General features: G+C 53.7%; 13 protein-coding genes and 2 rRNA genes. 5 read left to right on the top strand and 10 right to left on the bottom strand.

Annotated elements, in window-relative coordinates; all coding sequences use genetic code 11:
• Positions 1 to 167: 167 nt before the first annotated feature.
• The 4 genes from K3T83_RS18675 to K3T83_RS18660 form a co-directional block, all read right to left on the bottom strand.
• Complete coding sequence (locus K3T83_RS18675; RefSeq protein WP_220204468.1) at positions 168 to 2630, bottom strand: ABC transporter permease; 2463 nt, start codon at positions 2628 to 2630, stop codon at positions 168 to 170.
• Entirely contained in the window at positions 2627 to 3400 is a 774-nt protein-coding gene (locus tag K3T83_RS18670; protein ID WP_220204467.1) for an ABC transporter ATP-binding protein, read from the bottom strand. The genes K3T83_RS18675 and K3T83_RS18670 overlap by 4 nt, the downstream gene beginning before the upstream one ends.
• A 103-nt stretch (positions 3401 to 3503) precedes the next feature.
• Entirely contained in the window at positions 3504 to 4154 is a 651-nt protein-coding gene (locus K3T83_RS18665; RefSeq protein ID WP_220204466.1) for a nitroreductase family protein, read from the bottom strand.
• Positions 4155 to 4165: 11 nt separating this feature from the next.
• Positions 4166 to 4867 carry a class I SAM-dependent methyltransferase gene (locus K3T83_RS18660; protein ID WP_220204465.1) on the bottom strand — a complete coding sequence of 234 codons (702 nt, stop codon included), beginning with the start codon at positions 4865 to 4867 and terminating at the stop codon, positions 4166 to 4168.
• Between the two features lie 159 nt (positions 4868 to 5026).
• Here K3T83_RS18660 and K3T83_RS18655 point away from each other — a divergent pair, with 159 nt between their 5' ends.
• Positions 5027 to 5611: a TetR/AcrR family transcriptional regulator gene (locus K3T83_RS18655; protein ID WP_220204464.1), complete on the top strand. Its 585-nt coding sequence runs from the start codon at positions 5027 to 5029 to the stop codon at positions 5609 to 5611.
• Positions 5612 to 5992: 381 nt separating this feature from the next.
• Positions 5993 to 6862 (top strand): class I SAM-dependent methyltransferase, encoded by an 870-nt coding sequence (locus tag K3T83_RS18650; RefSeq protein WP_220204463.1) that lies wholly within the window; start codon positions 5993 to 5995, stop codon positions 6860 to 6862.
• 90 nt (positions 6863 to 6952) lie between these two features.
• Here the strand turns inward: K3T83_RS18650 and K3T83_RS18645 are convergent, their stop codons facing one another.
• The gene (locus tag K3T83_RS18645; RefSeq protein ID WP_220204462.1) at positions 6953 to 7612 is read right to left on the bottom strand and encodes a helix-turn-helix domain-containing protein; all 660 of its coding nucleotides are present in this window, start codon (positions 7610 to 7612) and stop codon (positions 6953 to 6955) included.
• A gap of 502 nt (positions 7613 to 8114) precedes the next feature.
• Between K3T83_RS18645 and K3T83_RS18640 the strand changes: the two genes are divergently transcribed.
• Positions 8115 to 10373 (top strand): sodium-translocating pyrophosphatase, encoded by a 2259-nt coding sequence (locus K3T83_RS18640; protein ID WP_220204461.1) that lies wholly within the window; start codon positions 8115 to 8117, stop codon positions 10371 to 10373.
• Positions 10374 to 10910: 537 nt separating this feature from the next.
• Here the strand turns inward: K3T83_RS18640 and K3T83_RS18635 are convergent.
• Together K3T83_RS18635 and K3T83_RS18630 are read right to left on the bottom strand one after the other, a co-directional pair.
• A 23S ribosomal RNA gene (locus K3T83_RS18635) occupies positions 10911 to 13877 on the bottom strand.
• A gap of 221 nt (positions 13878 to 14098) precedes the next feature.
• A 16S ribosomal RNA gene (locus K3T83_RS18630) occupies positions 14099 to 15585 on the bottom strand.
• The 16S and 23S rRNA genes sit together here, the layout of an rRNA operon.
• Positions 15586 to 16119: 534 nt before the next feature.
• Between K3T83_RS18630 and K3T83_RS18625 the strand changes: the two genes are divergently transcribed.
• A complete protein-coding gene (locus tag K3T83_RS18625; protein ID WP_220204460.1) occupies positions 16120 to 16671 on the top strand; it encodes an HdeD family acid-resistance protein in 552 nt (183 codons plus the stop codon).
• Positions 16672 to 16784: 113 nt separating this feature from the next.
• Here the strand turns inward: K3T83_RS18625 and K3T83_RS18620 are convergent, their stop codons facing one another.
• The gene (locus tag K3T83_RS18620) at positions 16785 to 17588 is read right to left on the bottom strand and encodes a DUF2182 domain-containing protein (protein ID WP_220204459.1); all 804 of its coding nucleotides are present in this window, start codon (positions 17586 to 17588) and stop codon (positions 16785 to 16787) included.
• Positions 17589 to 17596: 8 nt separating this feature from the next.
• Positions 17597 to 17842, bottom strand: a complete 246-nt coding sequence (locus K3T83_RS18615) for a cation transporter (protein ID WP_220204458.1) — start codon at positions 17840 to 17842, stop codon at positions 17597 to 17599.
• 389 nt (positions 17843 to 18231) lie between these two features.
• Here K3T83_RS18615 and K3T83_RS18610 point away from each other — a divergent pair, with 389 nt between their 5' ends.
• Positions 18232 to 18456 (top strand): DUF2795 domain-containing protein, encoded by a 225-nt coding sequence (locus K3T83_RS18610; protein WP_220204457.1) that lies wholly within the window; start codon positions 18232 to 18234, stop codon positions 18454 to 18456.
• A gap of 70 nt (positions 18457 to 18526) precedes the next feature.
• Here K3T83_RS18610 and K3T83_RS18605 read toward each other — a convergent pair whose 3' ends face one another.
• Positions 18527 to 19948 (bottom strand): class II fumarate hydratase, encoded by a 1422-nt coding sequence (locus K3T83_RS18605; protein ID WP_220204456.1) that lies wholly within the window; start codon positions 19946 to 19948, stop codon positions 18527 to 18529.
• Between the last annotated feature and the right edge of the window lie 226 nt (positions 19949 to 20174).

Raw genomic sequence — 20174 nt, 5'->3', positions numbered from 1 at the left:
ACAAGGCGGGAAGTTTTCGTAGGAAAGCTTCCCGCCTTGTTTAAGGAAAGCTCGTTCGAGTCTCTGCCACAGAACAGGGTTCAAGCCTTTCGTAGCATGCATGCTGTACATGGAAGGACCGGCAGCGTGGTGATTGCCGCCGTCGGTCCTTCCGCGTGCGTCCTCTCTCAGAGAGCCGTAAGCGCTTCGTGAACGGTCAGTCGAGATGCCCGAAAGGCAGGAGCCAGGGTGGTCAGTACTGCTCCGAGGACGATTGCCACTGCCCAGACAAGCAACGCGATTGTCGAGAACCGCCACGGTAGCGGCGCGCCGAGAAACAGGTTGCCAAGCCCCACGTCCATAACCCTGGTGAGAAGGAGAGCGACAATGACCGCAACCACACACGATAAAGCAGCCGTAAAGACGCCTTCGGCAACCACGACGCGGCGCACGATGGAGGCAGGTGCCCCAATCGCTCTCATCACACCGAACTCGCGAGTGCGCTCGAGCACGTTTGTGCTCATCGTCGAACCCAGCCCTATCAGTCCAACCACACCCATGACCGAGGCCATCACCAGGAAGACGATAACCAGCACAGAAAGGTGGCCTGTTGAGACCGCAGTAAGCCAGTCGAGTGGCCGCACGTACCGCACCTTGATCGCGGCATTCGTCAGCGTTTGCCTGACCATCTGACCAAGAGCCATCCGTGTCTGCGCATCGTGACTATCGGTGACGATGCGGATGATGTTGGCCTGCCCGGTGCGACCGGTGACCTGATCGAAGCCAGCACGCGACACACAGGGGCACGTTGGCGCGAACAATTCCTCTACGATGCCCACGACGCGCCAGGTGGTGCGTTTTCCCCCAACCGCGAGTTGGATGGTCGCTTCGCCAACGCGCCGACCTTGCAACAGGTTCTTCATCATCTGAGGGAGAACCATCGCGTTCGTGTCATCTGAACGCAGCCATCGCCCCTCCAGAACGGGGGGTGGGACGAATACTGATGAAGTCGCCGGCACCGTGGTCACATTCAGAGAGCCGTGCCCTTGATCTGGATACGTCGTAGTGACGTCGACCTGTCCAGAGGACTGAGGTGCCATTGGCTCCGAGGTCCAGGTTTCGACATGGGTCACATGCGGGATGCGTGCAACGACGCTTTCGAGCCTGGTTGTGGAAACTGGTGCATCCAGTGCTACTTCAATGTCCCATCGTTGTTCCGCCGCCAGAGTATCTGGTATCGCCTCGATGCCCGCTAATGTGTTCAGTCCGCTGATAAAAATGGCCCCGGCCAGCGCCAGCAATCCGACCGCGAACCCGAAGCGCGCTCGACGCCGAAAGGTGTTGCGCAGCGCCAGGAGCCACTTGCGGTCGAGGCCGCGCAGCCTGCTCAGCCAGGTATCAAAGCCCTTTGCTCTGAGCACCTTCTGGCCCATGCCACGGTCGTCGAGCGTCTCCCGAACCGTTCTGCGACTTGCCCGCATGAGAGGGATCAGTGTCATCACCAACGGCAGACCAACACCGGAGGTGATGACGAGCGCGTACGTCCACCACGGAGCTGCGAGGCTCGTCGGGTCCATGTTCAGCATGCTAACCAGCATTAGTTGGGCCCATCCACGCCCCAATATGATGCCGGGAATGAAGGCCAGGGTGGTGGCGACCGCCGTCACCAGCAGCGTCATGATCAGGTACAACTGCAAGATCTGACGCGAACGAGCACCGATAGCTTTCAGTATCCCGATCTGAGGGATCTGCCGGGTGAGCAGTCCGTTCAACATGGTGGCGACCAGGATGGCGCTGAGCAACAACGACAGGACGCCGAAGGCGAGAAGCGCCAGCAGCAGCATGTTCATCTGCCCCTGGTGCGGATGTTGATAGGGGGGAGGAACTTGTATCTGCTCGATGGAGAGGTGGTGTGTTTGCTTCAACCGGTTGGCGAGACGCAGCGCGGTCTGTACGATGACCTCTCGGTTGTGGCTTGGCACCGTTCCTCCAGGCTGGTCCGCGACAGTGATCGCCAGTTCGTCGAGAACGGGCGGTTTGCCCAGAAGCGGGAGGGTCGCCGTCGAGATATAGCCGTAGCCCTTTTGCTCCTCGTAGGCAGGCGCCAGACTCGGGTCATGGACAACTCCGGTGATTCTGAGGGAAACCGGCCTGCCGTCGAGACCTGCAATCACCAAGCTGTCACCAACTTTCAGGTTCAGGAACTTGAGGGCCTCCCGCTCGATCAGGACTCCGTTGGGAGGAGGCGGCCAGCTCCCTTGCTCAACCGGGAACCTGGCAATCCTCATCGGATCGTTGGGGGCAGCGATGAAGAGCTGGAGCGGGATCGCCGACAAGCGAGCGTCCTGTGTCTGCATCTGGAACGTGCTCACGGCCCGCAGCGACGCGTCGATGATGCCAGGTTCAGCCAGAGCCAGGCTGCGGATGGAGTCAACCTGCTCCTGCTCGACTCCCTCAGAGAGCACGATTCTGGCTGAAGCAGGTTGAGTGCTCGTGTAGCCGTTGCTGATCTGGGGATCGATGATTGAACGCGTATACAGCACGGTGCCGAAAGCGACCAGACTGATACTGATAGCGACAATCATCAGGAGGATGCGCGTCCAGGTTGTTCGTAGATCCTTGAGCAGCTTGATGAAAAGAAGCCTTGTCACTGCTGTACCTCCCCTGACGCTCGATGATGCGCTTCGCCTCGTGCATCATCGTCTACGCGACCATCCACCAGTGTTATCTGTCGGCTGACGTGGCGTCTGATGTCGCGTTCATGGGTGACAAACACGACCGTTTTCCCCTGCACAACCAGGTCAGTAAACAGTTTGAGCACCGCGTCAGCAGTCCGGGTATCGAGGTTGCCAGTTGGTTCATCAGCAACGATGAGCGGAGGGTCATTGGCCAGCGCTCGCGCAATCGCCGCACGCTGCTGCTCACCTCCTGAGAGCGCTGTCGGCAATTTCTGGGCCTGCGCGGCGATCCCAACCTGTTCGAGAAGCGTCAGAGCACGATCACGTCGGAGACTGGCAGGGTACGTATTGCACAGATCCATAGGCAACATGACGTTTTCAATAATCGTCAAAACAGGCAGGAGCTGAAAAAACTGGAAGACGATGCCGACGTTGCGCCCACGCCAGAGAGCGAGCTGGTTCTCGCTCAGCCGGTGAATAGGCGTCCCATCGACCATCACCTCACCCGTTGAGGGGCGATCAATCCCCGTGATGAGGTTGATCAGCGTTGATTTCCCACTGCCGGACTTTCCGACGACGGCGACAAACTCATTCTGGTGAATGCCCAGGTCGATATCGCGCAGTGCGATAAATGAACCAGATGGCGTCTGGTAGGCTTTGCTCACCTGGTGGAGCGTCAGCAGTGACCCAGCAGAGCTACTGCTGGCAAGATGGTGTTGGATGGTGTTCCGATGATGTGGCAATGCAGAACTCCTTTTTCTCAATGCGCTCTCGGAAGAGCATCATACTGTATTCATGTCGATAGTTTGTAGAGAAAGGCGGTAGACATTTCGAGCGTATTCCTCTTCACCACCGATTCCAGTGCAGCACTTGATCCAACGGCTTACGAGCAGCGGGTTTGAACGTCGTCCCCAGGGTATAGGCGACAGGGATGAGCCCGGTCTGTGTGATCTGTTCGTGAGGGATATCCAGGATGTTCGCTGCCTCTTTCTCGTAGAAGAGGTGGAAGTTTGTCAAGACTGTGCCCAGGCCGCGTGAACGTGCGGCAAGCATGAAGCTCCAGGTGGCAGGCAGGATCGAACCCCAAAAGCTGGCCTGCTCGACAAGAGAGCGGTTCTCGGTACGGCCCTGGATGCAGGGAATGACGTGGACCGGAACCTCGTGCAGGTGCTCCATCAGGTACTGCGACGTGTCAGCCATCCTGGTACGGCTTGCCGCTTCCTTCTCATCGGTGGCTGAAGCGATCCATTGTGCACTCTGTTGCAGCATCGGGGCCGCCACCTTCCGATAGAGTGCAGCCAGAGCCGAACGCAAGGCGGGATCAGTGACGACCACGAAATGCCAGTGCTCTTGCGCCCCAGCGGTAGGAGCCTGCAAGGCCAGAGAGAGGCATTGTTGGATCACTGCTGCTTCCACAGGGCGCGCCAGGTCCAGCCGTTTGCGTACTGAGCGGGTAGTGGTCAGCAGTTCATCTATAGAAAGATCGAGCATGAGCATAATACTTCTCCTTATTTCTCCGCGACCAGGCCTTTTCGCGCTCGAATAAAGCCGTAGTGTTTGTGAACTGCAACAGCACTTCTGATGTGAAAAGGGATCTCCCCCATTTCTATCTGAGAGAAGCCCACATCCTTCATGAGGGCAGGCAGGTCTTGCAGCCCCATTGAGCCCGCCCCAAGTGGTTCAGGTTGGCTCTGGTGTTCCTCTGCACGCTTGAAATCGATGAGCAGCAGGCGTCCTCCTGCTTTGAGCACGCGGACAATTTCAACGAATCCCTGCCGCTTGAGGTCATCAGGCACATGGTGCATCATAAAAGTAGAGAGCACCACGTCGAACGAGTGATCGGGAAAAGGAATCTGCTCGATTCCTCCAGGCTGAAAATCGATGGAGAGACTGTTGCGCTTTGCTTTGCGGTGGGCACCAGCCAGTAAAGATTGCGAAGGATCAATCCCACAGACGCGACCAGTTCCCCCAACGCGCTTTTTGGCCTCCAGCGCCAGCGTGCCGGTGCCACAGCCCACATCCAGCACGCTCTCACCGGGTTGAAGCCCGGCCAGATCAGTAGTCATGCGCCGAAACGCCTGCTCTTTGCCATGCATGACAAACCACTGCACAAGCAGGTCATACCTCCAGGCTGAGAAGGCGACGATCCCTCGTCTCTGGGAGGCAGACGCCGCACCAGACTCTTTGTGGATATGCGTGAACGAATGCATAGAACTTGCTCCTTTGAGAAAAACAGACTATCCTGTAATGGAGATAGTGCTCGGTATCTATTAAACAGGGGGTCGGTGTGTCCGGTCAAGCAGCAATACGAGAGAAATGCTCACTACCGCACACCTTGCCGAAATTGTCCGATAAGGAGAAGCCTTTCCATGAAGCAAGAGAAACACGATCGCCGTTCTCGGCGCACCCGCCATCTAGTGCAATCCGCTTTGATAGAACTGTTGCAAGAAAAACGGTATGAAGCGATCACCGTCCGAGACATTTTGGAGCGATCAGGCGTTGGGAGCTCCACGTTTTATGCTCATTACTTTGATAAGGAGGATGTGCAGGCAGCACTGCTCAAACAGATGCTTGAGGAGCTTTCACAGCCAATGGCCCACAACGCTGTCGAGCAAGCTCTTCTTCCCAGCCTGGCGCTCTTTCGCCATATCCAGGAACATGCTTCACAATTTCGAGCGCTTGTGCGGGGCCATGCAGGGGAAAGGGTGTGGGAAGTGTTCCAGACGACGTTAAGCAGAAGCATTGAGCAAGCCCTGGAGAGGACCTATTCACAAAAACGCGCTCCGTCGATTCCCCCGGCAGTAGTAGCTCAGTACCTGGCCGGGGCCTTTTTGAACTTGCTCACCTGGTGGATCGAGGCCGAACTCCCCTATTCACCAGAAAGGATAGATGAGATCTTTCGGCAACTGGCTCTGCCTGGGGTCTGGACAACCATCGAGAGAAAGAGCGAATAAACCGGCATGTCAGGAGAACGCGGCTACCAAGCTTCTTCCTTAACGCAGGGCCTTCATCCAGCATGAAAGTGGTCATGTTCAGAAAGCTCTCCCTCTCCTCCTCGCCAGGGGCTATTGATGCCAGAAGCTCTATATATAGCGGTTTTCCTCTCCCTTTGCAAAAGTGATGGGACGCTCCACAGCTAGTAAAGGCAGATGAGCTTACTACCTATGCCAACAACATAAGAGCAGCCATTACAATTTAATTCTCAAAAATATCAGAAAAATAGTACAGATGCATACACATAAAAAAAACGCTGTGTTGCGGAGAAAACACTTTTGATCCTATAATTAGGAGAGATAATTCTAACATGAGAGAAAAACCAGGGAAGTGGAGGAATTATGTCCACACCACCTCACATACCATCCGATCAGAACGCATATTTTACCGATCCTGAAAATGCGGCAGAAATGGCACGCCTCACCAGACAGGCCCGGATGCTGACACAGGCGATGGGTGGACCTCTAGCCGAACAGACAAGCCTTGAGCAGGTTCACGATGTCCTGGATATCGCCTGTGGCCCCGGCGAGTGGGTGCTGGAAATGGCACGCAGATATCCCAATAAGCGAGTCACAGGCATCGATGTCAGCCACCTCATGATTGAGTATGCACGCTTTCAAGCGCAGCAACAGCAGCAAGACAACGCCTCCTTTAAGGAAGTGAACATTCTGGATGGCCTGGACTTTCCTGATGCCTCCTTCGATCTGGTCAATGCACGTCTGCTGGCATCATTTCTCTTTCGCACCATCAATGCCTGGCCTGATCTGGTGCAAGAATATGTGCGCGTGACACGGCCTGGCGGCATTATTCGTTTGACCGAATGCGAGTGGCCGATCAGCGCAAACCAGGCAATGGAGCGCTATAGCGCTCTCAGCCTCAAAGCTATTCAGATAACCGGCAACATCTTTTCGCCAGACGGACGACAGACAAGCGTCACGCCCATGCTAGGGAGCTTCTTACGTCGAGCTGGTTGCCAGGATGTGCAGGTCCACGCCTATGCCGTTGATTGTTCTAACGGGTCAGCTTTTCACCAGAGCTTCTATGAGGATATGAGAACGTTTATGAAGCTGCTTCAACCTATGATGGTCCAGACCGGCCTGATTACTCAGGAAGAGGCGGATAAGCTCTATCAAAAAGCGCTGGAAGAGGTACAATCCGACAATTTCAATTGTCTCTGGTTCTATCTCACCGCCTGGGGCAGACGCCCATAACAGTAATCTCGAAATGTCGTAGTCGAGCAATTGATCGCGGGGGAACTTGTTGCGCGATCAATTGCTCGACTACGACATTTCGAGAGACTCTTACATAGCAGTATGTGGACAGATAGGACAGGGAACAAAATGTGTGCCGTTGCGCCGCCAGAATACAATCACTGCTCTTTGCTGCTCTGGCGTCAACCAGTGTGCTTTACGACCATTACCCATGCTCAGGGGCGTATCTTCTATCTTACCGGTCTCAATCTGGTAGGTCAGCATAGCAGCGTGAACTTTATGAATTAAAGCAAACTGCTTCACTCGAACGGAGCCTGGGGGCGGCTCCACCTCCTGACCGCCTGCACGGTCTTCAAAATCAGGGAAGGGAGGCGTTACAGTAGCGTACATGCGTAAATCAAGGGGGATCTGTTCGGCATGTTCAAAGAGCACGCTGGCTCTTTGAGCGCCCTCAATATCCTGCAAGCGCATCTTGAGTTGCGCCACCTCATTCCGCAAATTCAACACGACCTCCTCCAGATCGCGCACACGCTGACGCAATTCTGATAACGCGCCGACCTCCCGGCTCCATAACGCCTCTAATTGGGTACGATCAATAGTGATACCAGGAAGTCGCTCTAGATCCTCGATATCAATCTGCCAACTCTGGCCAACTTTGATCGCAGGTAGGCGGCGTGTAGCAATCCAATCCCGGATACGCCGCTCGTTACGTCCGACCAGTTGTGCCGCCTGCACTGCGGAAATCTTCACCCCATAGCAAGTCTCCTGAATCTCGCGACTGCGCATGAGAGAAAGCCAGGTACTCATCAACATGTGGTCAGAGGTATACATCCTTTCCCATCATTATATCAAACTTTCTGCAAGAATAGGCTTTTCAGTGTAAAAGCACGGCTACTGGCATTTCCGGTTGCAACCGGCTATATATAACACAACAACCGCCTGTGACCGGCTATATTTTTTACCATTTTTTGGAGGGTGTACAGTTTATAATAGGATAGAAATGAGCATAGGAGGCCGATCTAATCAATTCTTGTGATCCTGATGAAAGTGATCTCGTGCATATTCAAAGCTTGACGAAGAACGAGACAGTATGATAAATAATAAAGACATTCTACTACAACGTGTACCAAATCTCTCTTTGATAGGGTACTTCATCTTCCCATTATAATAGCCATCTCTAAGATGCCTATTGATTTCGCATTGATACTCAATGTCGAAAAGTGCCGACTTGCTTATGGAGGAAGGGTTTTTAATGGTCAATTATATCTGGGTTCCCATAGTCGTGGGCCTGCTTGCTGTGGTGTTTGCAGCCTACCTTGTCTTCTATGTACTACGTAAAGACACAGGCACCCCCGGTATGCAGAAGATAGCGAATGCTATTTTCGCAGGCGCAACGGCTTTTCTCAATCGCCAGTATCGGACAATCGCGATGCTGTCTGTACTGGCTGCAATCCTGGTGGCAGGCGCGTTAGCTCTGCTCGGTCAGGGTTCTCAAGCCGATAAAATCAACCTGGCATGGCATACAGCCGTAGCATTTCTGGTTGGAGCTTTCTGCTCTGGTGTCTCGGGCTATATCGGTATGTATGTTGCCGTGCAGTCTAATAGTCGTACCGCAAGTGCCGCCCGGCGCAGTCTGGGTGAGGCGCTGGTTGTCTCTTTACGTGGTGGAGCAGTTTCGGGTTTTCTGGTCGTCGCGCTTTCCCTGCTTGGTGTCTCAGCCCTCTTCATGCTCTTTGGAGGCCTGTCTCAACCTGCACTCGCGCCTTCACTGATCGTTGGATTCGGCTTTGGTGCCAGCTTCGTTGCCCTTTTCGCCCAGCTCGGCGGCGGCATTTACACGAAAGCAGCAGATGTGGGAGCCGATCTGGTGGGAAAGGTGGAGGCCAATATTCCAGAGGACGATCCTCGTAACCCGGCTGTTATTGCTGACCTGGTAGGCGATAATGTGGGAGACTGTGCCGGTCGCGGCGCTGATCTCTTCGAGTCTACTGCCGCCGAAAATATCGGCACGATGATTCTTGGTGCAACCCTCTATCAAGCAACCAACAATATCGGTTGGATGCTCTTTCCATTGGTGCTTGGCGCGTTTGGTATCATCGCCTCAGCGCTCGGCGTCCTGTATATTCGTCCATCTGTCGTGACCGAACCGGAGCAGGCCAATGGTCGCGATCCCAGCGAGATCGCCATGAACCAGCTGAACGTCGGTTATTACATCACCTGTGCTATCTCGGCTATCGGAATATTTGCTGGTAGCTACTTGCTGCTTGGTGGCAACGATACTACCGCTAACTATGGCATTCCTGCCTGGGTCTGGTATGGGCTGGCTGGTGTTGTGGGTATCTTGCTTAGCATTGCCTTCGTATTCATCACTCAATACTACACAGCTGGCACGTGGCGACCAGTTCGTGAAATTGCCGAGTCGTCCCTGACCGGTCCTGCGACTACGATTATTCAGGGTGTTACCATCGGTCTTGAATGTGTGGTTATGCCGGTGCTGGCGATCTGTGCGGCGCTTGGTCTTTCCTACTTTTTTGGCAGCCAGGTCAACATTCCGATCGAGCTGCAAAAGATGGGTATCATCAACGTCAGCGGCATCTTTGGTACCGCCGTCGCCACTGTGGGCATGCTCATGAGCTGTGCCTATATCCTGACGATGGACACCTTTGGACCGATCACCGATAACGCTGGTGGTATCAGCGAAATGGGTGGACAATCCGAAGATGCTCGTAATATCACTGATGCGCTCGACAGCGTGGGCAACACCACGAAGGCGTTAACCAAAGGCTATGGTCTGGGTTCTGCGGCTCTGGCGGCGTTCTTGCTCTTCAGCGCCTATCTGGACGTATTGTATGGCTTCAAGCATGACCCTGCGGTCTACCGCGTCGATCTGGCCAATATGCCGATCTTCATTGCGGCCCTGCTTGGCTTGGCCCTGATCTTCTTCTTCTGCTCACTGGCAATCCGCGCGGTGGGCACCGCCGCCAAACGGATGATCGAGGAAGTTCGCCGCCAGTTCCAGGAGCAGCCCAATATCATGGCTGAGAACCCGGAGGATCGCGTTGATCCCGACTACGCCCGCTGCGTCGATATCAGTACCAACGGGGCGCTACGAGCAATGATCCTGCCTGGAGCAATTGCCGTTCTCACACCAATTCTGGTTGGCGTTCTGCTCGGTCCCCAGGCCGCTGCGGGTATGTTGATGGTTGCGACGATGGGCGGCATTGTGATGGCCCTCTTCCTCAACAATGGCGGTGGCGCATGGGATAACGCGAAGAAATATATCGAGGCGGGTTTCCTGCGCGTCAACGTCAAAGGACAACCGGTGGATCGCACTGACCCAGAAGGTATCGTCCTCGGCAAGAAGAGCGAGCCACATAAAGCCAGCGTTATTGGCGACACGGTAGGCGATCCCTTCAAAGATACCGCCGGTCCCTCGCTTCACGTACTGATCAAGCTGCTCAGCACGATCACGCTGGTACTGGCACCACTGTACTACTTCTTGCACATGTAGATCCTCTGCTATATAGGGCTTATACGGAAAGTTAAAACAAGCGAGGCGCTGGATATATTGCTTATCCAGCGCCTCGCTAATCATCAAAGGCACTCTTCGTCATCGTCCCATTCATCCTGATGTCATCTCAGAAGAGATGCTCGCGCATTCTATATCGCCTGACGACACTCTAGCCCGTAATGACCCGAAATTGGCTATATATCCAATTTGCGTCTTTCTCTATATTCGCTAAGTCCAGAGTCGCATTTAGTTCGGAGGGATTGAGGGAAGATTCTCAAAAAGGTGATTAATCGCATCCTTATGTAGTGCAACTTCCAGGATGAGCCTATCGGAAAGAGAGGTAAATCTCCAAGTTTTCCACAATTATTATATACTTATCCACAAAAACAGCCAGGTTTTCAACATTCTCCTAAAAAGGGCACAAAAAAACGACATCCATTGACGCTATTTCTAAACAATGGTGTCGGTTTCTTTGATCCAACTACATTCAGTATTCTTACCTCAATTTTGCCGAGAGCCAGAGGAAGCAGAGACAAGTGAAACAAGCCGTACGATCATTAGTGCTGCTTGGCTGCGCCTGTTACCAGGTGTCCACAGACAGCCTATCGACCAGATGTTCTTTCTGGGATCTTGATCTCACGAAGAGATGGGAAGAGTCGTCTTGGATGCGGCTTCGCGCTTAGATGCCTTCAGCGCTTATCCCTTCTTGACATAGCTATCCAGCGGTGGGGGAGGCCCCCCAACTGGCACACCAGCGGTCAAGCCATCTCGGTCCTCTCGTACTGAAGATGACTGCCCTCACTCTTCCTACGCCCACGACGGATAGAGACCGAACTGTCTCGCGACGTTCTGAACCCAGCTCGCGTGCCGCTTTCATGGGCGAACAGCCCAACCCTTGGGACCGACTCCAGCCCCAGGATGCGACGAGCCGACATCGAGGTGCCAAACCTTGCCGTCGATGTGAACTCTTGGGCAAGATCAGCCTGTTATCCCCGGGGTAGCTTTTATCCGTTGAGCCACCAACCTTCCACGCGGGTTAGTGGGATCACTAAGTCCGACTTTCGTCCCTGCTCGACCTGTCCGTCTTGCAGTCAAGCTCTCTTGTGCCTTTGCACTCTGTCCGGGTGATGTCCATCCACCCTGAGAGAACCTTTGAGCGCCTCCGTTACTCTTTGGGAGGCGACCGCCCCAGTCAAACTACCCATCTGGCCCTGTCTCCTTCCCGGATCACGGGTAAAGATGAGATACAACACATCACGAGAGTGGTATTTCACTGCTGCCTCCTCCAACCCCACAAGGCTGGTCTCTCCGGCTCCCACCTATCCTACGCACGCCATATCTCGTATCCAGGCCAAACTGTAGTAAAGCTCCACGGGGTCTTTTTGTCCTGTCGTGGGAAACCCGTATCTTCACGGGTACTTCAATTTCGCCGAGTCCTCTGTTGAGACAGCGCCCAACTCGTTACTCCTTTCGTGCGGGTCGGAACTTACCCGACAAGGAATTTCGCTACCTTAGGACCGTTATAGTTACGGCCGCCGTTCACCGGGGCTTAGATTCGCAGCTACGCACACCGCTCCTCGTAACCTTCCGGCACTGGGCAGGAGTCAGCCCCTATACATCCACTTTCGTGTTGGCAGAGACCTGTGTTTTTGGTAAACAGTCGGTTGGGCCTATTCTGTGCCGCCTCCTCACCCCCGGGATAAACCCAGAAGTTACTAAGGCCCCCCTTCTTCCAAAGGTACGGGGTCAAATTGCCGAGTTCCTTAACAGAGGGTCGCTCGTTCACCTGAAGAGATTCCTCTTTGCCTACCTGTGTCGGTATGCGGTACGGGCGGAGAACGTTCTGGATAGAGGCTTTTCTTGGCGGCCTGGGGACCGATGACTACCGCCCGCTTGCGCGGACTCGGCCCTGCTGTCACGCGATGTGTGATCGGGATTTGCCTCGATCACGCGCTTCAGACAAGGCACCCAGCCTGTCCACTTGCTGGGATCACCTTCCCTACCGCGTCCCCCCTTCTCTCATAACGACCGTCTCCGGTGCAGGAATATCCTACCTGCTTGCCATCGCCTACGACTTTGACGTCCTCGGCTTAGGACCCGACTGACCCTGGGACGACCAACGGTGCCCAGGAACCCTCAGGCTTTCGGTGTGTCTGATTCACACAGACATTACGCTACTCATTCCGGCATTCTCACTTCTGCGCGCTCCACCAGTCCTCACGATCTGGCTTCTCGGCACGCAGAACGCTCCCCTACCATTATCACCACGAAGGTGATAATCCACGGCGTCGGTCCAATGCTTGAGCCTCGCTACGTTGTCGGTGCCTCTGCACTCGACCAGTGAGCTATTACGCACTCTTTCAATGGTGGCTGCTTCTAAGCCAACATCCTGGCTGTTATTGCGCAGAGACTGCCTTTGACACTGAGCATTGAGTTGGAGACCTTAGCCGGTGGTCCGGGCTGTTTCCCTTTTGACGACGAAGCTTAGCCCCCGCCGTCTCACTCACCAGTCTATGCTGTTGGCATTCGCAGTTTGCCTGGGGTTGGTAACTAGCACTTAGCCCCTAGCCCAAACAGTGCTCTACCTCCAACAGATGCTCTCTGGTGGCTGTACCTCAATACATTTCGGGGAGAACCAGCTATCTCCGTGTTCGATTGGCATTTCACCCCTACCCACAAGTCCTCCCCCAGTTTTGCAACACTGGTGGGTGCGAGCCTCGACGAAGTTTCACCTTCGCTTCACTCTGCTCATGGGTAGCTCACACGGTTTCGGGTCGCATCGACGCCACAGACGCGCTCTTCACACTCGGTTGCCCTATGGCTCCCTCTCTTTAGCGAGAGTTAACCAGGCGACGCCGATGCACTCGCCGGATCATTCTACAAAAGGCACGCCATTAGTCCTAAGTACTCCAAGAGTACAGTGACCTCTGACTGCTGGTAAGGACAGGGTTTCAGGGACTCTTTCATCCCCCTCTCGGGGTGCTTTTCACCTTTCCCTCACGGTACTGGTTCACTATCGGTCGCTTTGGATAGGTAGCCTTGGAGGGTGGTCCCCCCAGCTTCCCACAAGATTGCACGTGTCTCGTGGTACTCAGGATCCCGACCCGCTTGCTCAGTGCTTGCTCTACGGGACTCTCACCCGCTCTGGTCAGGCGTTCCAGCCTGTTCAAGTACACCAAACTTGCTTGTTGTCGGTCCTACAACCCCGCCCCTTCTTGCGAAGGAACGGTTTGGGCTGCTCCCGTTTCGCTCGCCACTACTCCGGGCATCTCGGTTGATTTCTCTTCCTCGGGCTACTGAGATGTTTCAGTTCGCCCACTGACCTCCTCACATCCTATGGATTCAGATGTGGGTCTCCAGACATCACTCTGGAGGGGTTGCCCCATTCGGACTCTCCGGGATCAACGCTTGCATGCAGCTCCCCCGGAACGTTTCGCCGGTCTCCGCGTCCTTCTTCGGTCCAAAGCGCCAAGGCATCCACCCTGTCCTCTGTGTAGCTTGTTCTCTAATAAAACTTGCTTTCCCTCTGCTTCACTCTTGCTCTTCGGCAAAATTGAAGTAAGAATACTGATTCAGTTGTTCATGTACTGATTGTCGGTGGTCCCCGGCAACTGGAGAGTGGAAAACAGCAGCATATGCTTCAAAGTGCAGTTCCTGACCGACCTGGAAGTCGATGAGGACTGGATGAACTTCTTGAAGAAGCTCGCCTCATCAGTGCTCCCTAGAAAGGAGGTGATCCAGCCGCACCTTCCGGTACGGCTACCTTGTTACGACTTCACCCCAATCACCGACCCCACCCTCGACGCCTGCCTCCCACAAGGGGTTAGCCTGGCGGCTTCAGGTGTTGCCGACTTTCGTGGTGTGACGGGCGGTGTGTACAAGACCCGGGAACGTATTCACCGTGATGTGCTGACTCACGGTTACTAGCAACTCCAACTTCATGTAGGCGGGTTGCAGCCTACAATCTGAACTGAGACCGGGTTTGCTGAGATTGGCTCCCCCTCGCGGGTTGGCGACTCGTTGTCCCGGCCATTGTAGCGTGTGTGTCGCCCAGGATGTAAGGGCCGTGCTGACTTGACGTCATCCCCACCTTCCTCCACTTTGAGAGTGGCAGTTTCGCTAGAGAAATCCAACTAACGACAGGGGTTGCGCTCGTTGCGGGACTTAACCCAACATCTCACGACACGAGCTGACGACAGCCATGCAGCACCTGTGCTTGCGTCCCTTGCGGGCACGCCCCGTTACGGGCGGTGCGCAAGCATGTCAAATCCTGGTAAGGTTCTTCGCGTTGCATCGAATTAAACCACACGCTCCGCTGCTTGTGCGGGTCCCCGTCAATTCCTTTGAGTTTTAATCTTGCGACCGTACTCCCCAGGCGGACCACTTATCGCGTTTGCTTACGACACGTAGGGGGTCGATACCCCACACATCTAGTGGTCATCGTTTACGGCCAGGACTACCGGGGTATCTAATCCCGTTCGCTCCCCTGGCTTTCGCACCTGAGCGTCAGGTACTCCCCAGGACACTGCCTTCGCCTTCGGTGTTCCTCCGGATCTCTACGCATTTCACCACTCCACCCGGAATTCCGTGTCCCTCTGAAGCCCTCAAGTCTCTCAGTTTTCAAAGCACTTTGGCAGTTAAGCCACCAACTGTCACTCCAAACTTAAGAGACCGCCTGCGTGCGCTTTACGCCCAGTAACTCCGGACAACGCTTGCCCCCTACGTATTACCGCGGCTGCTGGCACGTAGTTAGCCGGGGCTTGTTCCTCTGGTACCGTCCTTACTCGTCCCAAAGAAAAGCAGTTTACAACCCGAAGGCCGTCATCCTGCACGCGGCGTTGCTCGGTCAGGGTTGCCCCCATTGCCGAAAATTCCTCACTGCTGCCCCCGTAGGAGTCTGGGCCGTTCTCAATCCCAGTGTGGCTGATCGTCCTCTCAGACCAGCTACTGATCGTCGCCCTGGTAGGCCTTTACCCCACCAGCTAGCTAATCAGCCGCAGGCTCATCTCCCGGCGCCCCCGAAGGAGCTTTCCTTCTTGCGAAGGATATGCGGTATTGTCGGCGATTTCTCGCCGGTATTCCTCACCCGGAGGTAGATAACCCACGTGTTCCTCACCCGTCCGCCACTCCCTTATTGCTAAGGGCGTTCGACTTGCATGTGTTAGGCACGCCGCCAGCGTTTATCCTGAGCCAGGATCAAACTCGCCATCCAATTTCTTTATCATGACCATCATCGCTCGGACGATGGGCAAAGGCATGTCAAGTTGCGATCCAGCTCAAGTTACAATTACTTGGCTGTTGTTCGCAGAAACTCTTATTTGACAGGAACTGTTTTTAAAACCTTAAAACAGTTTGCTGTTTGTTCTGTTTTCCACTCTTCAGTTGTCAAGGTTCGACATGGCATTTACTTGTATGCCGTGCATCCAACCGTTCAGTTGGATATCGGTTGAGTTCTTGATCCGAGAAGTTTTTTTCTCGTTTCCCCCGACCGCTTGGTGATTATGCCACAGACTCCGCGCCATGTCAATAGGTTTTTAACCAATTTTTAAAATTTTATAAAATTCCGAAAAATTCATCCATATCCTGCTCTAATACCATCCCATGAGTATCTTTATGCTCTAAACAGACGTGAAGTAAATAGAGGGGGCATGCTGGCTACATGTAGCATATCAGTTGCTACTATTATGTTTCTCGTAGAGCGAATCTGGTAGCAGAGAAAACCTGAAAACCGGAGGGAAAATATCACATGTTAACCAATCAATATCTCATGCAACGCAACTGGTGGGTGCTTGCACTGCGCGGGCTGATCGCTGTCATCTTTGGGGTAGCGGCGCTGGCCTGGCCGGGCCTGACTATTCTGGTACTGGTCGCCATTTTTGGTGCCTATGCACTGGTTGATGGCATCATCGCCATCATCGTCTCGCTGCAAGAGCGTAACTCACTGAGACGCTGGTGGGTATTGCTGCTGGAGGGCATTGTTGGCATTCTCATAGGCATCGCCACCTTTGTATGGCCAGGCATCACCGCTATTGTGCTCCTCACGCTCATCGCTGTCTGGGCCATCATTACAGGCATTTTCGAGATTGTTGAAGCCTTTAGCGGACACGGCACGCCTGGACAGGAATGGGCAATTGGCATAGCTGGTATCCTCTCTATAGCGCTCGGCATTTTATTACTTGCCCGGCCAGGAGTCGGCCTGTTGACTATCGCCTTATTCATCGGCATTTATGCCATTATATTTGGCATTATGCTGATTATTCGAGCATTTCAATTCCGCTCTGCCCGTCCAGCCCTGTAACTTATACCCTCTCTCTCTACGCAAGAAAGTGCATGGATAAACAAACAATCACGGAGATTTGTTCCTCTGTGATTGTTTGTTTTCGTATTGAATTGCCCGATTGAGAAAGAGTATCACCTCACTAGAGGAAACAGCAACCAGAGCAGGGCCAGGACGAGAAACCCCACCCCGATGGCCATTGTGAAGCGTTGTCCACCCGGGATCTCCTTCTCCACCAACACAATACTTGCCAGCAGCACCATCCAGAGCAAGCTCTTCATCCCAATGCCAAACATAACCAGCATAATGGCCCAACAGGCTCCCAAGCAAAATATCCCATATCGCAGTCCCAGACGCCAGATCATCCCTGTGTCTGACAGAGCACTGCGATCTATCCCCTCGCGACCACAGCGTCGTAAGCAAGAACGTTTCCATGCACTGAACTGGAAACCACCAGCAATCACCAATACTGTTGCCCCAACAAACCACGAATGGGTATAAAGCCAGGGCCAATGGTCTACAAGCTGATGAACAAGGGTATCGCTGAGGAAAGCGATACAGGCAAAAAGCGACCAGACGAAGGTGTAGCCAAGAATGAATATTCCCTGCACAAGCCAGAATGGTCCCGCGCTACGACTCATCCTCCCGACGAGAGTGATAGTTGAAAGTGCTGAAGGTAGCATCATCGCAACAGTCATCACCTGCCAGGAAAAGAAGAATACGATGAAAGCGATGGGCCAGGAAAGATGGCTTGTTCGGAGCAAATAATCGTGATCGATCAAGAAGCTCTGACCTGTGGCAAAGGCAAGCAAAATGCTTCCCCATGCCAGCACAACCAGCATCCAGGGATAGATGATCAGCCCCCAGTGCTCTCTCGTCTGCTCCTCATCCAATGTAACGGCATCCCTGGCTTCGTTTGTTGCACCCGTTGACGCCAAAATCCCTCCTACGCGTGATCCCAGCGTACCCGATACTGATGTGTAGTACCGGCTGATTTTTGCGCGATGCTTTCTTCAATCTGTAGAGAAGAGAGCGCTTCGGTTGACACGCAATGTACCCGTGCCTCATTTTCTGGCGTCCGTACATAATCAATAGCCTGAATGCCGGGAAGAGCGATCAGAGCGTCTTTGATGCGTGCATCACATTTCTCACAGGTAACATCTTCCACATGAAAAGCATATTGGTAGGTCATGTATTGCTCCCTTCCATGAGCGAGAAATGATACAACGGTAAAGTCTGTTGACTCTTTTTCACATCTCAATCTACACATAACCAGGTACAAGTACCTGTATCCCATGCACTATTTTAGTCTACACCAACAATCAGGCAATGTTCTATGTAACACACATAATACGTGCTTACAGTATACCCTCATTGATTGGCAAACTCCTATAGGGAGATGTACCTATTTTCAACCAGCTTACTATCAGGTGTTGATCAGCACTCAATAAAGCAAAATTTATTTATTACACTTCAGTTTAAGCGAAATGAAACCAGAGATCTCACAATAACGAGTATACTAGGTGTAGGTTTTCAAACCTGCAAACAACGTCGTCCACGATTGGAAAAGAGAGGTACTTGATGAATATTAATCCACAGATGCTCGATCAGGCGCTCGGCATGTTGCAGTATCCTGTTGGCAAGCAGCAGCTCATCCAGTTGGTCGAAAAGTTTAACCTCAGCCCACAAATTGTCGGTCTGCTTAACAATCTTCCCGAGAAACAGTTTAACTCTCCCGAAGAGATTAAAAGTATGATTGGCGGCCTGGGTAATCTTGGCAACCTGGGCGGGTTATTTGGCTCGTAAGCACTTCAGATACTCACATACCTGAACAGGGAGCAAGAGTTGGTCTCTTGCTCCCTGTTTACTACCATATCTAGCCTCCCGCAGGGCCACCCTCCAGACCAGGCTTCGTCATGCTGGCTGGATCGAGGATACGATCCAGTTCTTCCTCGCTCAAACTGGTCTTCTCACGTGCAATCTCGCGAATCGTCTTGCCAGTCTTATGCGCCTCCTTTGAGATAGCGGCGGCGGCATCATATCCGATCACTGGAGCCAGCGATGTGCAGATCGCCAGACCCCGCTCGACCATCTCCGGCCCCTTACTGGTCGCCTGCAAGCCCTTAATGCACTGCTCGGTAAAGTTACGAGCTGAGGCCGCCAGCAAGCGAATCGATTGCAAGAGGTTGTAAGCAGCAACGGGCATCATCACGTTGATTTCAAAATTGCCCGACTGTCCCGCGACGGTAATCGTTGTGTGGTTGCCTATCACCTGAGCGCAGACCATACAGACCGACTCGGCAATTACCGGATTGACCTTGCCAGGCATAATCGAGCTGCCCGGCTGCACCGCAGGCAACTCAATCTCGCCAATACCGGCGCGTGGACCCGAGCCAAGCCAGCGAATATCATTGGCAACTTTCATCAGGCTTACCGCCAGCGTATTTAGCGCTCCACTGGCCTCCACGATATTATCCAGCGTACTCTGAGCCTGGAAATGATTGCTCGTCTCACGTACCTCAACGCCGTTCATCTCCGAGAGACGACGACATACACGCGCAGCAAACTCAGGATGCGTATTGACGCCCGTTCCCACTGCAGTTCCGCCCAGCGCAACTTCCGCCAGTTCTCCCCGCGCATGACGCATCCGCGCAATCCCCCGCTCGACCTGTCCAGTATAACCAAGAAACTCCTGTCCCAACCGTACAGGGGTCGCATCCTGTAAATGCGTGCGTCCCGTCTTGACGATAGGCATAAACGCATCGGCCTTCTCATGGAGCGCCTGTTGCAAGCTCTGAAGCGCCGGGATCAGATCGTATTCAATGCTGAGCAGCGCGGAGAGATGGATAGCGGTGGGAATAACATCGTTCGAAGACTGGCCGAAGTTCACGTGGTCGTTAGGGTGTACTTTGCGCGAACCTCGTGAACCTCCTAGCAGTTCGCTGGCACGATTGGCGATGACCTCATTTGCGTTCATATTGGTCGAAGTGCCCGAACCGGTCTGAAAAATATCCAGCACGAAATGGTCATCCAGCTTACCCTCGATGACCTCCTGCGCTGCCTGCACTATCGCGTTGGCAATCTGAGGATCGACGGTGCCAAGTTCCACGTTAGTCTGCGCCGCCGCCTGCTTGATCTGACCGAGAGCCCGAATAAACTCACGCGGGAAACGCAGGTCGCTGATCGGGAAATTAAGCACAGCGCGCTGGGTGCTGGCACCATAATAGGCATTTATGGGAACCCGCATCTCGCCCATAGAGTCGCGTTCAATGCGGGTCTCATCGACAGTATTGGTCATAAAAGCGAATCTCCTCTTCGAGCATGGTTTTACCTTTGCTATTATATCACCCCATATTCCTGCCACTGATCTGAGTAAAACACATGAAAATGATGCTCAAATCATCGAAGCATCTGGCAAACGTAGCAAATGCAACGATTATCCGCTATAATGGCATTGCAAGCCAACCACAACGAGTCAGGTTATACCGGTTATTAAGAAATGTTTACTGTTTCATAGCGCACCT

Source organism: Reticulibacter mediterranei (assembly GCF_016587455.1).
Note: the sequence above shows the minus strand (reverse complement) of the source record. Positions and strands in the feature narration are given on the sequence as shown.